Origin of the sequence: Flagellimonas olearia (genome assembly GCF_009184425.1) — a bacterium.
GTDB lineage: Bacteria > Bacteroidota > Bacteroidia > Flavobacteriales > Flavobacteriaceae > Flagellimonas > Flagellimonas olearia.
In genome coordinates, this window is sequence record NZ_WELG01000136.1 from 1 (window position 1) to 343 (window position 343).

The window sequence follows — 343 nt, forward strand, 5'->3', positions numbered from 1 at the left end:
CGTAACTATAACGGTCCTAAGGTAGCGAAATTCCTTGTCGGGTAAGTTCCGACCTGCACGAATGGCGTAATGATGGGGGCGCTGTCTCCACCCGAGACTCAGTGAAATCGAAATCGCAGTGAAGATGCTGTGTACCCGCGGCTAGACGGAAAGACCCCGTGAACCTTTACTATAGCTTCACAGTGGACTTTGAACCTGTTTGTGTAGGATAGCTGGGAGACTTTGAAGCAGTGACGCTAGTTACTGTGGAGTCGTCCTTGAAATACCAGCCTGGCATGTTTGAGGTTCTAACCTAGGTCCCTTATCGGGATCGGGGACATTGTGTGGTGGGTAGTTTGACTGG

Annotated in this window: 1 rRNA gene; it reads left to right on the forward strand. The window is 50.7% G+C overall.

The annotated features are described in order from the left end of the window. Positions 1–343 (forward strand): 23S ribosomal RNA (locus F8C76_RS18185); the annotation flags it as partial.